The sequence below is a fragment of the Marichromatium sp. AB32 genome, from assembly GCF_003718675.1.
Classification (GTDB): Bacteria; Pseudomonadota; Gammaproteobacteria; order Chromatiales; family Chromatiaceae; genus Marichromatium; species Marichromatium gracile.
The window spans coordinates 153,361-170,040 of sequence record NZ_RHFJ01000001.1 but is presented as its reverse complement, the minus strand read 5'-3'; the positions used below and the strand labels follow the sequence as shown (position 1 = coordinate 170,040).

Annotated in this window: 17 protein-coding genes; all 17 read left to right on the top strand. The window is 66.6% G+C overall.

Translation table 11 applies throughout. From position 1 onward, the window contains the following. Positions 1–32 precede the first annotated feature (32 nt). The 17 genes from EBL85_RS00860 to EBL85_RS00780 all read left to right on the top strand — a co-directional run bounded on the left by EBL85_RS00860 (position 33) and on the right by EBL85_RS00780 (position 16,680). Entirely contained in the window at positions 33–1,445 is a 1,413-nt protein-coding gene (locus EBL85_RS00860; RefSeq protein WP_123141884.1) for a flagellar hook-length control protein FliK, read from the top strand. 261 nt (positions 1,446–1,706) lie between these two features. Then, positions 1,707–2,249 carry a flagellar basal body-associated protein FliL gene (gene fliL, locus EBL85_RS00855; protein ID WP_123140809.1) on the top strand — a complete coding sequence of 181 codons (543 nt, stop codon included), beginning with the start codon at positions 1,707–1,709 and terminating at the stop codon, positions 2,247–2,249. A gap of 16 nt (positions 2,250–2,265) precedes the next feature. Continuing rightward, the gene (gene fliM / locus EBL85_RS00850; protein WP_123140808.1) at positions 2,266–3,264 is read left to right on the top strand and encodes a flagellar motor switch protein FliM; all 999 of its coding nucleotides are present in this window, start codon (positions 2,266–2,268) and stop codon (positions 3,262–3,264) included. Then, a complete protein-coding gene (gene fliN, locus EBL85_RS00845; protein ID WP_190287937.1) occupies positions 3,261–3,716 on the top strand; it encodes a flagellar motor switch protein FliN in 456 nt (151 codons plus the stop codon). The genes fliM and fliN overlap by 4 nt, the downstream gene beginning before the upstream one ends. A 5-nt stretch (positions 3,717–3,721) precedes the next feature. Continuing rightward, positions 3,722–4,141, top strand: coding sequence for a flagellar biosynthetic protein FliO (gene fliO / locus EBL85_RS00840; RefSeq protein WP_223805975.1), 420 nt, complete (start codon positions 3,722–3,724; stop codon positions 4,139–4,141). After that, positions 4,138–4,881, top strand: coding sequence for a flagellar type III secretion system pore protein FliP (gene fliP / locus EBL85_RS00835; RefSeq protein WP_123140805.1), 744 nt, complete (start codon positions 4,138–4,140; stop codon positions 4,879–4,881). Before fliO ends, fliP begins: the two co-directional genes overlap by 4 nt. Before the next feature lie 10 nt (positions 4,882–4,891). Next, positions 4,892–5,161, top strand: a complete 270-nt coding sequence (fliQ, locus tag EBL85_RS00830; protein ID WP_005224619.1) for a flagellar biosynthesis protein FliQ — start codon at positions 4,892–4,894, stop codon at positions 5,159–5,161. A gap of 7 nt (positions 5,162–5,168) precedes the next feature. Beyond that, complete coding sequence (fliR, locus tag EBL85_RS00825) at positions 5,169–5,942, top strand: flagellar biosynthetic protein FliR (protein ID WP_123140804.1); 774 nt, start codon at positions 5,169–5,171, stop codon at positions 5,940–5,942. A gap of 1 nt (position 5,943) precedes the next feature. Then, positions 5,944–7,098: a flagellar biosynthesis protein FlhB gene (gene flhB / locus EBL85_RS00820; RefSeq protein ID WP_123141882.1), complete on the top strand. Its 1,155-nt coding sequence runs from the start codon at positions 5,944–5,946 to the stop codon at positions 7,096–7,098. Continuing rightward, positions 7,098–9,209 (top strand): flagellar biosynthesis protein FlhA, encoded by a 2,112-nt coding sequence (flhA, locus tag EBL85_RS00815; RefSeq protein ID WP_123140802.1) that lies wholly within the window; start codon positions 7,098–7,100, stop codon positions 9,207–9,209. Before flhB ends, flhA begins: the two co-directional genes overlap by 1 nt. 22 nt (positions 9,210–9,231) lie before the next feature. Continuing rightward, positions 9,232–10,506 carry a flagellar biosynthesis protein FlhF gene (flhF, locus tag EBL85_RS00810; protein ID WP_123141881.1) on the top strand — a complete coding sequence of 425 codons (1,275 nt, stop codon included), beginning with the start codon at positions 9,232–9,234 and terminating at the stop codon, positions 10,504–10,506. Beyond that, on the top strand, positions 10,493–11,317 hold the full coding sequence (locus EBL85_RS00805; protein WP_123141880.1) for a MinD/ParA family protein: 825 nt from the start codon (positions 10,493–10,495) through the stop codon (positions 11,315–11,317). The genes flhF and EBL85_RS00805 overlap by 14 nt, the downstream gene beginning before the upstream one ends. Continuing rightward, positions 11,314–12,069, top strand: a complete 756-nt coding sequence (locus EBL85_RS00800; protein WP_369957890.1) for an RNA polymerase sigma factor FliA — start codon at positions 11,314–11,316, stop codon at positions 12,067–12,069. The genes EBL85_RS00805 and EBL85_RS00800 overlap by 4 nt, the downstream gene beginning before the upstream one ends. Before the next feature lie 47 nt (positions 12,070–12,116). Further along, entirely contained in the window at positions 12,117–12,491 is a 375-nt protein-coding gene (gene cheY, locus EBL85_RS00795) for a chemotaxis response regulator CheY (protein ID WP_005224626.1), read from the top strand. Positions 12,492–12,646: 155 nt separating this feature from the next. Then, a complete protein-coding gene (locus EBL85_RS00790; RefSeq protein ID WP_123140798.1) occupies positions 12,647–13,417 on the top strand; it encodes a protein phosphatase CheZ in 771 nt (256 codons plus the stop codon). A gap of 35 nt (positions 13,418–13,452) precedes the next feature. Further along, positions 13,453–15,567, top strand: coding sequence for a chemotaxis protein CheA (locus EBL85_RS00785; RefSeq protein WP_123141879.1), 2,115 nt, complete (start codon positions 13,453–13,455; stop codon positions 15,565–15,567). A gap of 3 nt (positions 15,568–15,570) precedes the next feature. After that, a complete protein-coding gene (locus EBL85_RS00780; protein WP_123141878.1) occupies positions 15,571–16,680 on the top strand; it encodes a chemotaxis response regulator protein-glutamate methylesterase in 1,110 nt (369 codons plus the stop codon).

The following is a 16,680-nucleotide window of genomic DNA, read 5'->3' as shown; positions in this document are numbered from 1 at the left end:
AGCCCCCTTCATCAATAGCGAGGATCGCGGTCATGCAAGCGCAAACAGCTCAGTTACAGCCATATGGCCTGTTGCAGCTGCTCTCCGGCGCCACGACCGGGGCGGCGGCGGTTGATCCCGCGGGGGAGGGAGGCGCCTTCACCGAGGCGCTCGAGGGCCAGCTGCGCGAGCTGCTCTCGGGCTGGGGCGTCGACCTCGAACAGCTCGACTCCGAGTTGCAGGGGGCCGAGACCCCGGATGAGGCCTTGGCCTCGCTGGTCGCCTTGCTCCAGCAACTCCCCGCCGAGATGCCGAGCGCTGTCGTCCCGAGCGGGGGCGTGGTCGCGACCGCACTCCCGGGCAGCGGGCCGAGCACGGGGGAGGCCGTGGTGCTCGCCGCGTTGCAGCAACTTCCGCTCGGACAGGGCCGGGCGCTCGGCGCGCGGCTGCCCGGTGAGGAGATGGCGGGGCGCGGCGAGGCCCTGCTCAACGCATTGCAGGCCCAGCTCGATGCCGCGACCACCGGCACCGAGAGTGCCGATGGTGCCGACGATCTGGTGGCGCGGCTGCGGGGGTTGCTGCGAGGCGAGACGAGCAGCGTCGAGCTCTCGGCGGCGGAGCGTGCAAGCCTGACGGCGCTGCTCCAGCAACAGGGGGGTGGGGCGTCGACCGAGGACGGACTCGAGACGCTGGCGCCGGTCCTGCGGTCGTTGTTGCAGTCGGTGACGACGGACGGCAGCGATGCCGATCCCGAGGCCTTGCTCAGGGGGGCGGTGAGGTCGGGCGAGGGTGCTGATCTTGCGGCCCTGTCGTTGTCGCCGGGGCTGACGCGTGCGCTCCAGCCGGAGATCGACGGCAGTCGTGAATTCTCGCGCGAGGCGTTGTTCGAGCTGTTGCAGCGCTGGGGCGGTCATGATGGCGCCTCGGTTGTCGAGCAGGAGCGAGACCAGGACTCGCGGCTTGCGGTGTCGGCGCCGACCGGCACCGGCGCGACGACTCAGCCGGCGGGCGCCGAGACCAGTCGCCCGCTGGTGCTCGATTTCCAGCAGCTACTGCGCCCGGGGGGCGAGCGTGCGCTGGTCGAGCGCATGCAGTGGCTGGCTCGCGCCGGAGAGGATGCGGCCGAGATCAAGCTGCACCCGCCGAGCCTGGGGGCGCTCGAGGTACGGGTGGCGATGGAGGGCGACAAGGCCAATGTGCAGTTCTTCGCCGCCAACCCAGTCGCCCGCGAGGTGCTCGAGGCGGCATTGCCGCGGCTGCGCGACTCGCTGGCCCAGGAGGGGATGTCGCTCGGCGAGGTGACCATTGCCGACCAGCCGCCGCAGCAACAGGATCGCGGTTCCCAGGCCGATCGTGACGGTGGCGCCGGTCGTGGCGAGGGTGGTGGCGATCCGGGAGAGACCGGCGAGCCCTTGACCCACAGCACCCTCGGCGCCCTGTCGCAACGGCTCGATCTGTTCGTCTGATCGCGGCGTTACCGTCCTCCCGGCCGAGCGCCGTTCCCGCCTCCCTACGTCCAGTCATCGGGCTTTGATAGACTGCTCCGATGTGCGGGCGCGCGGCCTGGTCTGGTGCCGCGTCGTGCGTCCGGCGCGTGCCCGAGGCTCGACGCTCCAGTGGTGTCAATATCCTGACGCGCCTGGTCGTCTCCGCTATCGCGGCATGATCCGCTCCACGGATGGAGTCAATCCGCATCCCGCGCGGATGCCAGTCAATTCGGGTGAACCATGGCGAAGAACAAGAAGGCCGAGACCGACGAGGCCGCGAAACCGTCGGGTAAGTGGAAGCTGATCATCCTGATCCTGCTGGTGGTGCTGGTCCTCGCCGGCGGTGGGGGAGCGGCCTATTTCTTCCTGATGGGCGGCGATGATCCCGAGGCCGAGGGTGAGGAGGCGGCCGAGCAGGGCACCGAGATGGTCGCGCCCGGCGCCGCAGCGCCGGCGGCTCCGCTGGGACCGATGATCTACCGTCCGCTCGACTCGATGACGGTCAATCTGTCGGCCGAGGGGCCGGTACGCTTCCTCCGTGTCGGGGTAACGGTGATGACCCGTGACGAGGCGGTGGCGGCCGCCATCGAGAAGCACATGCCGATGATCCGCAACGACTTCCTGGCTCATCTGGCCGCGCAGGACTATGCCCAGCTCAACACCCCTGAGGGCAAGGACGCGTTGCGTGCGGCGCTCACCGAGATGCTCAGCGCGGCGCTGATCAAGGTCGGCGAGCCGGCACGGATCGAGGGCGTCCTGTTCACCGATCTGGTGATGCAGTAACAGAGGACAGGCGGCGATGGCCCAGCAGACCGACATCCTCAGTCAGGACGAGATCGATGCGCTGTTGCATGGTGTCGACAGCGGGGATATCGATACCGAGGACAACCCCTATCCGGCCGATGGCCAGATCCGGCCCTTCAATCTCGCCAGCGAGGAGCGCATCGTGCGTGGGCGAATGCCCACGCTCGACATGATCAACGAGCGCTTCGCCCGCTATCTGCGCGTGCACCTGTTCAACCTGTTGCGTCGCTCCTCGGAGATCTCGGTGGTCGGCACCAAGGTCACCAAGTTCTCCGAGTACATCCACTCGCTCTACGTCCCCACCAGCCTCAACCTGGTGCGGGTGACGCCGCTGCACGGCACCGCGTTGTTCGTCTTCGACCCGCGACTGGTGTTCACCCTGGTCGACAACTTCTTCGGCGGCGACGGGCGCTATTACTCGCGCATCGAGGGCCGTGACTTCACCCCGATGGAGCTGCGCGTCATCCAGAACCTGCTCCATGCCGCCTTCGACGACATGAAGAAGGCCTGGGAGCCGGTGATGGACCTGACCTTCGAGTACGTCAACTCGGAGGTCAATCCGCAGTTCGCCAACATCGTCAGTCCCACCGAGATCGTGGTGATCAACGATTTCCACATCGAACTCGAGGGCGGCGGCGGCAACCTCCACGTGACCCTGCCCTACTCGATGATCGAGCCGATCCGCGAGCTGCTCGACACCGGTCTGCAGTCCGACCGCTCCGGGGTCGACGAGCGTTGGTTGCACGCGCTCCAGGAGGAGGTGCAGATCGCCGAGGTGGAGATCTTCTCGATGCTCACCGAGGCGACCTTGACGGTGCGCGAACTGCTCGATGTCCGCCCCGGCGACATCATCCCGGTCGAGCTGCCGGAGACCGTGGTGCTCAACGTCGAGGATATCCCGACATTTCGGGGCAAGTTCGGCACCTCGAACGGCAACAACGCCATCAAGATCACTGAATTCCTGCAAGGGAGCAAGGAGACGACGACGCCATGAGTCCGGAGAAAGGCAAGGGCCAGGACGATGCCGCGCTGGCCGACGACTGGGCGGCGGCACTCGAGGAGCAGAAGGAGTCCGATACCCCGCCGCAGACGACGCCGGGTGGGGCCATCCATGAGTTCGGCGCCGGTTCGCCACAGCCGATGACGCCGGAGGACTTCACCGACAATCAGACGCCGCCGTCGGACAACGTCAACCTCAACATGATCCTCGACGTGCCGGTGACCATCTCGATGGAGATCGGCCGGGCCAAGATCCCGATCCGCAACCTGCTCCAGCTCAATCAGGGCTCGGTGGTGGAGCTCGACCGGCTGGCCGGTGCGCCGCTCGACGTCCTGGTCAATGGCACGCTCATTGCTCATGGTGAAGTCGTGGTGGTCAACGAGAAGTTCGGTATCCGTCTGACCGACGTCATCAGTCCCAGCGAGCGTGTGCGAAAACTCAAATGAGATCAATGCGGTCGAGCTCGACGCCAATCCTCGTCGGCATCCTGGCGCTGCTCCCGGGGGCGGCCTGGTGCGCCGATGTCGAGCTGACCAGCGCCGGATATCTGGCGCAGCTCTTCGGCGCGCTGGTGCTGGTGATCGCCGCCATCCTCGGCCTGGCCTGGCTGCTGCGCCGGCTGCCCGGCGGGGTGGGGCGGGCCGCTGACCAGCCGATCTCGATCCTCGCGGTACGCGCCATCGGTGCGCGCGACCGACTGCTGCTGGTCCAGGTCGGCGAGGAGCAGCTGCTGATCGCCGCCGGCGCCACCGGCATGCGTACCCTGCACCGGCTGCGCAAGCCGGTGAGCGTCGCGCCGCCGGAGAACGGTGGCGGGGTCGATTTCGCTACGCTGCTCAAGCAGAGTCTGAGTCGGCGGGGGCGGTCGTGAGCGCGCGTCACTGGTTGTTGCTCGCGTTGCTGTTGCTGCCGGGGCTCGCCCTGGGGCAGCCGGGGGGGCTTGCTGCGGTGACCGTCACCGATGGCGCCGACGGTGGGCAGACCTACTCGGTCACCCTCCAGGTGCTGCTGTTGATGACGCTGCTGACGCTGCTGCCGTCGGTGCTGATCATGATGACCTCCTTCACCCGCATCATCGTGGTGCTGGCGTTGTTGCGCCAGGGGCTGGGGACCACCCAGACGCCCTCCAACCAGGTGCTCCTCGGGCTGGCGCTGTTTCTCACCCTGTTCATCATGGCGCCGGTGTTCCAGGAGGTCTACGACACCGCGGTCAAGCCCTACATGGACGAGGAAATCAGCACCGAGGCGGCGATCGGTCAGGCGGTGGAGCCGCTGCGGCGCTTCATGATCGCCCAGACCCGCGAGACCGACCTGGCGATGTTCGCCGAGATCCGCGGCATCGACGGTTTCGACTCGCCCGAGGCGATCCCCTTGAGCATGCTGGTGCCGGCCTTCGTCACCAGCGAACTCAAGACCGCCTTCCAGATCGGCTTCCTCATCCTGATCCCCTTCCTGATCATCGATCTGGTGGTGGCCAGCGTGCTGATGTCGATGGGCATGATGATGCTCTCGCCGCTGATCATCTCGTTGCCGTTCAAGATCATGCTGTTCGTGCTGATCGACGGCTGGCCGCTGCTGATGGGCACCCTGGCGCAGAGTTTCTACAGTTGAGGATGATGCTATGACTCCCGAAATGGTGATCGACGTCGGCAAGGACGCGGGCATGGTCGTGGTGCTGCTCTCGGCCCCGGCGCTGCTGACCGCGCTCGCCGTCGGTCTGGCGATCGGGATGATCCAGGCCGCCACCCAGATCCAGGAGATGACGCTGACCTTCATCCCCAAGCTGCTCGGCATGGGGGTGGCGCTGCTGTTCACCGGCCACTGGATGCTGGCGCTGGTCACCGACTACACCATCAGGCTTTATCACAGCATCCCCGAGCTGATCGGCTGAACCGCGGATGGTGATCTCGTTCGACACCCTGCTCGACTGGGTGGGGATGTTCGTCTGGCCCTTTGTGCGCATCAGCGCCATGCTGCTGGTCGCACCGATCTTCGGCGCCCGGACCGTCAACGCCCGTGTCCGGCTGTCGCTGGGCTTGTTGCTGGCGATCCTGGTCGCACCCCTGTTGCCACCGTTTCCCGCCATCGATCCACTCAGCATGGAGGGGTTGGTGGTCGCCCTCCAGCAGGTGCTGATCGGTGTCATGATGGGCTTTGTCGCCCAGCTGGTCTTCGCCGCCGTGACCCTGGCCGGCGAGAGCATTGCCTTGTCGATGGGATTGGGCTTCGCCTCGGTGATCGACCCCGCCGGCGGGGTACAGGTGCCGATGGTGTCGCAGTACTTCGTGATCCTCACCACGTTGCTGTTCCTCGCCTTCGATGCCCATCTGGTGTTGCTCCAGCTGATGACCCTGAGCTTCGAGGTGATGCCGGTGGGGATGCAGGGGCTGGTTGCCGAGGACTTCTGGCGCATCGCCGGGTTCGGTACCACCATGTTCGCCGGCGCCTTGCTGATCGCGCTGCCGGCGGTGGCCTCGTTGTTGCTGGTCAATCTCGCCATGGGCGTGGTCACCCGTGCCGCGCCTCAGCTCAACATCTTCGCGGTCGGTTTCCCGGTGACCCTGCTGATGGGGTTCGTGCTCATCATACTTATCCTGCCGGGGCTGCCGGCGCGGATCGGGGATCTGCTCACCGCCGCTTTCCTGCTGATCCAGCGGCTGCTCGGGGTGTGACATGGCCGAGAACGAGAACGGCCAGGAAAAAACCGAAGAACCGACCGCCAAACGCCAACGCGAGGCGCGCGAAAAAGGCCAGGTGCCACGCTCGCGAGAGTTCAACACCCTGACGGTGTTGCTCGCCGGTGCCGGCTTCATGGTGTTCTTCGGTGGTCATCTCGGCGGCCAGCTCGCCGCCCAGATGGCCGATGGCTTCACCCTGGAGCGCGAGCTGTTCTACGACACCCAGCGACTGCTGCCCTATCTGGCCAGCCAGATCGGTCGCGCGCTGCTGACCCTCGCGCCGCTCTTTGCGCTGCTCTTCGTCGTCGCGCTACTCGGGCCGATCCTGATCGGCGGTGCCAACTTCTCGGCGCAGGCGATGTCCCCCAAGCTCGACAAGCTCAATCCGCTCAAGGGGATCAAGCGCCAATTCTCCGCCCAGGCACTGCTCGAACTTGGCAAGACACTTGCCAAGTTCGTGATCGTCTCCCTGGTCGCCGGCATGGTGCTCTGGAGCGTTTCCGACGAGTTGCTGCATCTCGGCGAGGAGCCGCTCAAGGAGGCGATCTTCCATACCGCCGACATGGCAGTATGGATCTTTCTGCTGGTCTCGGCGGCGCTGGTGCTGATTGCTGCGGTCGACGTACCCTTCCAGCTGTGGAACCACAACAAGCAGCTGCGCATGACCCGTCAGGAGCTCAAGGACGAGTACAAGGAGACCGACGGCAAGCCCGAGGTCAAGGGACGCATCCGTCAACTGCAGCAGGAGATGGCCAGCCGGCGGATGATGGCCGAGGTGCCCAAGGCCGACGTGGTCATCACCAACCCCACCCGCTATGCCGTGGCCATCGTCTACGAGCCGGCGCGAATGCGTGCTCCACGGCTGCTCGCCAAAGGGGTTGGCGAGGTCGCCGGGGCGATTCGCGGGCTCGCCGACGAGCACGACATCATCCGGGTGGAGGCGCCGCGGGTGGCGCGTGCGATCTATTTCACCACCGATCTCGGCGAGGAGATCCCCGGTGGGTTGTTCGTCGCCGTGGCGCGCATCCTCGCCTATGTCTATCAGCTCAAGCGTCACGACCCCGAGGTATCGATGCCGACCGATCTGCCTGTGCCCGATGAATATCTCGATCCGCGCGAGGCCGCCCGCGCCGCACGGGGTAAACGCTAGTGGCCGGATTCAGTGAACGCCTCGGGGGCCTGAGCCGGCTCGGGCTGGGCGCGCCGCTGCTGCTCATCGCGCTGCTGTCGATGATGGTGCTGCCGCTGCCGCCGCTGGCGCTCGATCTGCTGTTCACCTTCAACATCTCGCTGTCGCTGATCGTGGTGATGGTGGCCGTCTACACCCCGCGCCCGGTCGATTTCGCCGCCTTCCCCTCGGTGTTGCTGCTCGCCACCCTGCTGCGTCTTGCGCTCAACGTCGCCTCGACCCGGGTGATCCTGCTGCGCGGCGCCGATGGCACCGATGCCGCCGGGCAGGTGATCCAGGCCTTCGGCGACTTCGTGCTCGGCGGTAACTTCGCCGTCGGTCTGGTGGTCTTCACCATCCTGGTGATCATCAACTTCGTGGTGGTCACCAAGGGCGCGGGGCGTATCTCCGAGGTCAGCGCGCGTTTTACCCTCGATGCCATGCCGGGCAAGCAGATGGCCATCGACGCCGATCTCAACTCCGGGCTGATCACCCAGGACGAGGCGCGTACGCGGCGCGAGGACATCGCCCAGGAGGCCGACTTCTACGGCTCGATGGATGGTGCGAGCAAGTTCGTGCGCGGGGACGCCATCGCCGGCATCCTCATCCTCTTCATCAATATCCTCGGCGGCATCGTCATCGGCACCACCCAGCACGGCATGTCCTTCGGCGAGGCCGGCAACGTCTATGTGCTGTTGACCATCGGCGACGGGCTGGTGGCGCAGATCCCCTCGCTGATGCTCTCCTCGGCCACGGCGATCATCGTCACCCGCACCTCGACGGCGCAGGACATGGGGCAGCAGGTGTTCGGACAGATGTTCGAGAACCCGCGGGCACTGTTCGTCGCCGCCGCCGTGCTCGGCATCCTCGGCGCCATCCCGGGGATGCCGAATATGGTCTTCCTCGGGCTTGCGGCGATGATGGCCGGCGGCGGCTATCTGCTCAGTCGTCGCAGCGCCCAGCCGGCCGGCGCCGAGGAGGTCGACCAGCTCCCGCCCGGGGTGGAGATGCCGCCGGCGCCGGAGGAGCGCGAACTCTCCTGGGAGGATGTGCCGCCGGTCGACCTGGTCGCGCTCGAGGTCGGCTACCGGCTCATCCCGCTGGTCGATCGCGGCCAGAACGGGCAGCTGATGGGACGGATCAAGGGCATTCGGCGCAAGCTCTCGCAGGAGCTCGGATTTCTCATCCAGCCGGTGCACATCCGCGATAACCTCGAGCTCGGTCCCAACCACTACCGTATCTCGCTGCTCGGGGTCACCCAGGCCGAGGCCGAGGTCTTCCCCGATCGCGAGCTGGCGATCAACCCGGGACAGGTCTTCGGCACCGTCCCCGGCACCCCGACCAAGGACCCGACCTTCAACCTCGATGCGTTGTGGATCGATCCGAGCGATCGCGAGAACGCCCAGGGCGCGGGCTACACCGTGGTCGATGCCGCGACCGTGATCGCCACCCATCTCTCGCAGGTGTTTCGCGAGAATGCCCACCGACTGATCGGTCACGAAGAGGTCCAGCACCTGCTCGATCAGCTCGGCCGGCGCTCGCCCAAGCTGGTCGAGAACCTGCTCTCGAAGACGCTGTCGTTGAGCGCGATCCTCAAGGTGATGCAGAACCTGCTCGCCGAGCAGGTCTCGATCCGCGACATGCGCACCATCGCCGAGACCCTGGCGGAGCAGGCGCAGAAGAGTCAAGATCCCGGCGCTCTGACCGCGGCGGTGCGGGTCGCGCTGGCGCGCTCGATCGTCCAGGACCTGGTCGGGCCTGCGGGCGAGCTGCCGTTGATCGCCCTTGAGCCAACATTGGAGCAACTCTTGCATAAGTCGCTGCGAGGCAGTCAGGGCGAGACCGTCGGGCTCGAACCCGGACTGGCTGAGCGGGTTCAGCGTTCGGTGGCCGACGCGGCCAGACGCCAGGAGATGGAGGGGGCGCCAGCGGTGCTGGTGGTCGCCCCGGAGATCCGTACCTGGGTCGCGAGCTGGTTGCGCGGCGCCGTCAGCAGCCTGACGGTGCTGGCCTTCACCGAGATCCCGGACAACCGCAAGATCCGGGTGGTGGCCACCGTGGGGCAGGGCGACGCCGCTCCGGCAAAGGCATGATTGAGCGAGCAGGAGTACGACCATGAGTGTGAGGCGCTATACGGCACGGGACATGCGCGACGCGATGCGTCAGGTGCGCGAGCTGCAGGGACCGGATGCGGTGATCCTGTCGAGTCGTCGGGTCGATGGCATGCTGGAGGTGATCGCCGCGCTCGACGAGGGCGATCAGGCCGCCGCGCCGGCACCGACGGTACCGACCCGTGCGCCACGCCGCGAGCGCGCGAGCGCGCCCGAGGCGCGTGCTCCGCGCCCGGCGGTGCCGGCGACCGCGACCCTGCCTACCGACCCCGAGATCGCGGCGATGCGGCGTGAACTCTGCGACCTGCGCAGCCTGCTGGTGCAACACCAGAACGCCAGCGAGTCGGCGCGCTGGGCGGCGCGTCATCCGCTCGCCGCCGAACTGGTGACGCGCCTGACCGACTGTGGCTTCACCGAGAAGCTCGCGCGCAGTCTCGCCGGCGGGATCCTCGAGGAGACCTCGGTCGAGAGCGCCTGGTCGCGGCTGCGCGCGCGGCTCTCGGCGGCGATCCCGACGGCACAGTCGCCGGTGCTCGACCAGGGGGGCATGCTGGCGCTGGTGGGGCCGACCGGGGTGGGCAAGACCACCACCCTGGCGCGGTTGGCGCTGCGCCAGATCCGGCGCATGGGACGCGACTCGGTCAGCCTGGTCTCACTTGACCGCCAGCGCATTGGCGCCTACAAGCAGTTGCAGGCGTTCGGGCAGATGGCCGGGGTCTCGGTGATGCTGCTCGAGAACGAGCATGAGCTGGCGGCGTTGTCGAGTCGCGCCGGTGATGGCAGACTGATTCTCATCGATACGGCCGGGCATGCCGCGCGTGATGCCGCCGAGCGCCGATTGTTTGCGCAGGTGCGCGAGCGCATCGAGCTCGAGACCTGGCTGGTAATTGCCGCTACCCATCAGTCGATGGTGCTCAGACAGGTGCTCGAGGCGTTCCAGTCGAGCGAACCCTCGGCCCTGGTGTTGACCAAGGTGGACGAGACGGAACAGCTCGGCGAGACCCTGTCCGTGTTGATGGAGCAGCGGCTCGGTTTGATTTTTTATAGCGATGGTCAACGCATGACCGAAGATTTCCACAAGGTCGATACACTCTATCTCACCCGCTTGGCGCTCCAGGAGCGGGCGCACGCCATGCGTGCGCCGGGCGGCGCCCGCGCCTCTCTCGATGGTCTGGCAATGAACGCGATGCCGGCGTCCACGCGGACGCCTGGTGAACAGGGCAGCATGGTTCTGGAGTCGGTCTTGCCCTTCAGGACGCCTGCCCATGCAACCGCCTAGCAATCGGCTCAGGAGTATCGCCGTCGCCAGCGGCAAGGGGGGCGTCGGCAAGACCAATGTCTCGGTCAATCTCGCCGTCGCGCTCGCGCGCATGGGACGGCGGGTGATGCTGTTCGACGCCGACCTCGGTCTGGCCAACGCCGATCTGCTGCTCGGACTGCGCCCGACCAAGACCCTGCACGATCTCGTCGAAGGGCGGGTCGAGGGACTCGAGGATGTGTTGGTGCAAGGCCCGCAGGGCATGCAGCTGGTGCCCTCGGCCTCGGGTATCGCCAGCATGGCCAATCTCAGCCCCGCCGAGCATGCCGGGCTGATCCGTGCCTTCAGCTCCTACCGTCAGCCGCTCGACGTGCTCATCGTCGATACCTCGGCCGGCGTCCAGGAGTCGGTCACCGCCTTCTGCAAGGCGGTTCAGGAAGTGATGGTGGTGGTCTGTGACGAGCCGGCATCGCTCACCGACGCCTATGCACTGATCAAGGTGCTGCACCAGGATCACGGCTTGCGTCGTTTCCGCATGGTCTGCAACATGTTGAGCTCGCCGGAGGCCGGTCGGCGTCTGGTGCGCAAGCTCTCGGCCGTCTGCGCCCAGTACCTGCCGGAGGTGATGCTCGAGGCCTCGGGTATCATCCCGCTCGACGACAACCTGCGTCGGGCCGTGCAGCGGCGCGGGCCTGTGGTCGACCTGTATCCGGGCAGTCCCTCGGGGCGCGCCTTCACCGAGTTGGCGACCCGGGTCGATCGTTGGCCCATCACCGAGACCGACCTGGGCGGGATCGGCTTTTTCGTCGAACGGATGTTGCAAAGTGCCTGATGGCCCCGAAACGTCCATTGCAGGGGTATCCTAGCCTGGCCGACCGGCCCGACGAGCTGGTTGCGGCCAATGTCGATCTGGTACAGCGTATCGCGCATCATCTGGCGGCGCGTCTACCGCCGTCGGTGCAGCTCGACGACCTGGTCCAGTCGGGCATGGTGGGGCTGATCGAGGCCGCGCGCCAGTTCCAGGCGGGACAGGGCGCGACCTTCGCGACCTATGCGACCATACGCATCCGTGGCGCGATGATCGATGAACTGCGCCGCGCGGACTGGACCCCGCGCTCGGTCCATCGCAACACCCGTCGCATCGCCGCAGCCATCCGTGAGGTGGAGACGCGCGAGGGGCGCACGGCGAGCGACGCCGAGGTCGCCGCCGAGCTTGAGATCGGGCTGGCGGACTATCATGCGATGCTGCAGGACAGTGCGAGCGCCAACGTCCTCGGCATCGAAGACCTGGGCGGCCCGGAGATGGAAGCCGATCGCTGGTTGGCGGGGACGGAGGATTCGCCCCCGGAGCAGCTCGCTCAGGCGCAGTTTCGCCTGGCACTGGCCCAGGCCCTGGGTGGCTTGCCGGAGCGCGAGCGCCTGGTCATGAACCTGTATTACAACGAGGCGTTGAACCTGCGCGAGATCGGCGCCGTGCTCGGCATCACCGAGTCGCGTGTCAGCCAGATCCGCAGTCAGGCCTTGCACCGCTTGCGCTCACGGTTGTCCGACTGGACCGGCGAGGGCAGTGAGTCGCTGTTGTGATCGATAAATCCGACAATTGACACTGGGAGTTCAGTGTGGACAAAGGCATGAAGATCCTCGTCGTGGACGATTTCTCCACGATGAGACGCATCATCAAGAACCTGCTGCGCGAGCTGGGGTTCAATAACACCATGGAGGCCGACGACGGCAGCACGGCCTTGCCGATGCTCAAGAGCGGTGGCTTCGATTTCCTCATCACCGACTGGAACATGCCCAACATGGAAGGCATCGAGCTGCTGCGCCAGGTCCGCGCCGACCCTGAGCTCAAGGAGCTGCCGGTGCTGATGGTGACGGCCGAGGCCAAGCGCGAGCAGATCGTCGAGGCGGCCCAGGCTGGCGTCAACGGCTATATCGTCAAGCCCTTCACCGCCGAGACACTGAAGGAAAAGATCGATAAGATCTTCGAGCGGGTCGCAGGCTAGGGTCGGGCTGAAGCGACTGTCTCGCGCTGCGCCGGCCGTCGCCTCATCGTTCGCCCCTGGCGCTGACACATGGACTCAGCCCACTCCGGCACGTGCCTCCATGGCCGGCCCAGCCATGTCACGGGTAGCCTTTTCGTTCGGCCTGGGAACAATCGATGGACAATGACGAAACACGTTTGACCGCACAGCTTGCACTTGCGCAGGAGCTGGTCGAACACCTCCAAAACGGCGATGAGGAAGGCGCGCGTCTGGTCATCCAGCAGTTGCGCTTCCCCTACGAGCGTGAGCTGTTCGAGGAGCTCGGCAAGCTGACCCGCGAGCTGCACGAAGCGCTGCAGAGCTTCCGCGGCGACTCGCGTCTGGTCGAGATCACCCAGGACGAGATCCCGGACGCCAAGGAGCGGCTCTCCTATGTCGTCACCATGACCGAGCAGGCCACGCACCGCACCCTCAATGCGGTCGACGAGGGTTTGCCGATCGCCGAGCGGGTACATGACAGCGCGGTGCGGCTCTCCGAGCGTTGGGGGCGGTTCCGGCGCCGCGAGCTCTCGCTCGATGAGTTCCGCGAGTTCGCGCGCGAGCTCGACGCCTTCTTCTCCGCCACCGGTCAGGAGACCGAGCGGCTGCGCTCGCTGATGTCCGAGGTCATGATGGCCCAGGACTTCCAGGATCTTACCGGCCAGATCATCGGGCGGGTCATCCGTCTGGTTCAGGACGTCGAGGAGAACCTGGTCGGCTTGATTCGACTCTCCAGCGGACGCATGGAAGGGGCTGTCGCCAAGCCCGTCGAGCCGACCGTCGAGAAGGCCGAGGAACCCGCCCGGGGTGGTGTCGGGCCGGCGGTGCCCAACACCAGCGACGATCTCGGGGATGTCGTTTCGGGTCAGGACGACGTCGATGCCCTGCTGTCCAGTCTCGGCTTCTAGTTGCCCGAGCCCATCGAGTTCAGAGGATAAGGTGAATGCCAATCGACCCGAATGACGAAATTCTTCAGGATTTCCTGGTCGAGGCCGGCGAGCTGCTCGAAGGCTTGAACGAGCAACTGATCGATCTGGAGCAGGATCCGGCGAACCGCGACCTGCTCAATTCGGTCTTCCGCAGTTTTCATACCATCAAGGGTGGCGCGGGCTTTCTCAACCTCAATGCGCTGGTCTCGGTCTGTCATCATGCCGAGGACGTGTTCAATCTGCTGCGCAACGGCGAGCGTCATGTCGATGCGCAGTTGATGGATACGGTGCTGCGGGTGCTCGACGTCGTCAACGTCATGTTCGGCGACCTGCAATCGGGCAAGGAGCCTGAGCCCGCCGCGCCCGAACTGATCGCCGAACTCGAGCAGCTGGCCTCGCCTGCGGCGGCGGCCCCCGAGCCGCCCCCGGCTCCCGTCGAGCCGGTGCCTGCCGAGCCCGAAGCGGCGCCTGAGCCGCCCTCCGAGTCCGTGGCGGCGGGTGCCGAGCCCGCGGATGAAATCACCGAGCAGGAGTTCGAGGCGTTGCTCGATGCGCTCAGCGGTCAGCCCCAGTCCGGTGCTGCGCCCGCCGAGTCTGTGCCCCCGGAGCCGACCGCGTCGACTTCCGCCGAGATCTCTGCTGCGGGCGGGCCGCCAGTCGAGGAAGAGCCCGCCGGCGAGGATACCGACCTCATCACCGACGAGGAGTTCGAGAACCTGCTCGATCAGCTCCACGGCAAGGGCGCCTTCACTGCGGCGCCCGCGCCGAAGGCGGCGGCCGAGAGCGCGCCTTCCTCACCCCCGCCGGCGCCACAGCCGAGCACCGCGCCCGCCCCCGCCAAGCCGGCGCCGAAGCCCGAGGGCGAGAGCAGTGCTGCGGCGGCTGCGGCGCGTGCCGTCAAACAGGCTGCCACTCCGACCGAGACCTCGGTGCGGGTCGATACCAACCGACTCGACGAGATCATGAATCTGGTCGGCGAGTTGGTGCTGGTGCGTAACCGGTTGAGCATGCTGCGCTCGCAGACCGAGGACGACGAGGTTTCCAAGGCGATCAACTCGCTCGCCCTGGTCACCGCTGATCTGCAGTCGGCGGTGATGAAGACGCGGATGCAGCCGATCAAGAAGGTCTTCAGTCGCTTCCCGCGTGTGGTCCGCGATCTCTCGCGCTCGCTCGGCAAGGAGATCGACTTCCAGACCTATGGCGAGGAGACCGATCTCGACAAGAACCTTGTCGAGGCCCTGGCCGATCCGCTGGTGCACTTGATCCGCAACGCCGTCGATCATGGCATCGAGATGCCCGACGTGCGCGAGGCCGCCGGCAAGTCGCGGCGCGGGCGGGTGATCCTGGGTGCGGCGCAGGAGGGCGATCACATCGCCCTGACCATCGAGGACGATGGCCGCGGCATGGACCCCCAGGCGCTGCGCCTGAAGGCGGTGGAGAAGGGGCTGCTCGAGCCGTCGATGGCCGAGCGGCTGTCCGATCGCGATGCCTTCAACCTCATCTTCATGGCAGGCTTTTCCACCAAGGAAGAGATCTCCGACGTCTCCGGGCGCGGGGTCGGGATGGATGTGGTCAAGACCCGCATCGCCCAGCTCAACGGTTCCGTCGAGATCGACTCCGAGCTTGGCCGGGGCACCCTGCTGCAGGTCAAGCTGCCGCTCACCCTCGCGATCCTGCCGGCGTTGATGGTGATCCTCGACGGGCGGCGTTTCGCCATTCCGCTCGCCTCGGTCTCCGAGATCCTCGACCTCGACCTCTCGCGCAGCCGCTTCGTCGACGAGCAGGAGGCGATCGTGGTGCGCAGCCATGCCTTGCCGATCTATCACATCGGTCGCTGGGTCCGCCCCGGTCGGGACGAGGGGCCACGAGGCGAGGCCCATGTCGTGGTGGTCCAGGTCGGACAGCGCAAGGTCGGCCTGGTGGTCGACGGCCTGGTGGGACAGGAAGAGGTGGTGATCAAGCCGCTCGGTCTCGGGTTGCGTCATGTCTCCGGGCTCGCCGGGGCCACGATTACCGGTGATGGTGGTATCGCACTGATCCTCGATGTCCCCGAGCTGCTCAAGGTCATGGGGCGCTCGGAGTTCGGCGGTCGCCGGGAAACGGTCGCCGAACTGGCCACAGGGAGCTGATCCGTGCCGCTCAAGGTTGTCGTTGTCGATGATTCCGCCTTCTTTCGACGTCGTATCGTCGAGATCCTGAATGCCGATATCGGCATCGAGGTGGTCGGTACCGCCGGTGATGGTCGTGAGGCCATCGAGGTGGTCAAGCGCCTCAAGCCCGATGTGGTGACCATGGATATCGAGATGCCGGTGATGGACGGCATCACCGCGGTACGACGGATCATGGCCGAGTCGCCTCGTCCGATCCTGATGTTCTCGACTCTCACCACGGATGGCGCGACCGCCACGCTCGATGCCCTGGACGCAGGCGCGATGGACTTCCTGCCCAAGCGCTTCAGCGAGATGGCCAAGGACGAGGACAGCGCCAAGATGCTGCTGCGTCGCCGGGTGCGCGCGCTGGCCCGGGGACGTGGCCCCGCGCTGACTGCGGCTCGTGCCCCGGCGCGCGCCGAGGCGCGTCATGTGCCAGCCTCCCCCGCATCCTCGGCGCCGGCTCAGTCGCCGACCCCGGCACCGCCGCCCCGCTCATCGGGTGTGCGCGGCGAGTCGTTACGCTCGTTGCGGGCGTTGCTGATCGGCACCTCGACCGGTGGGCCGGTGGCGCTGCAAGAGGTGCTCAAGGCGCTGCCGAGCCAGTTCCCGCTGCCGATCGTGGTGGTCCAGCACATGCCGGCGAGCTTCACCCCGGCCTTTGCCGAGCGCCTCAACAACCTCTGCCAGATCGAGGTGCGCGAGGCGGCCAATGGGGATGCACTCAAACCCGGGGTGGCGCTACTCGCGCCCGGCGGCATGCAGCTGGTGCTCGAGGGCGGATCGCAGCCACGGGTGCGGATCGTCGACAGCCCGCCCGGCACCATCTACAAGCCGAGTGTCGATATCACCTTCACCTCCGCCGTCGCTGCGCTGCGCAGTCAGGTGCTGGCGGTGGTGCTCACCGGAATGGGGGCCGACGGTCGTGAGGGCGCGCGCGCGCTCAAGGAGCATGGGGCCCGGATCTGGGCCCAGGACGCCGCCAGCTCGGTGGTCTTCGGGATGCCGGCGGCGGTCATCGAGGCCGGGCTCGCCGATCAGGTGCTTGCGTTGAGGGATGTCGGGCCGGCGCTCGTCAAAAGCCTCTGTTGA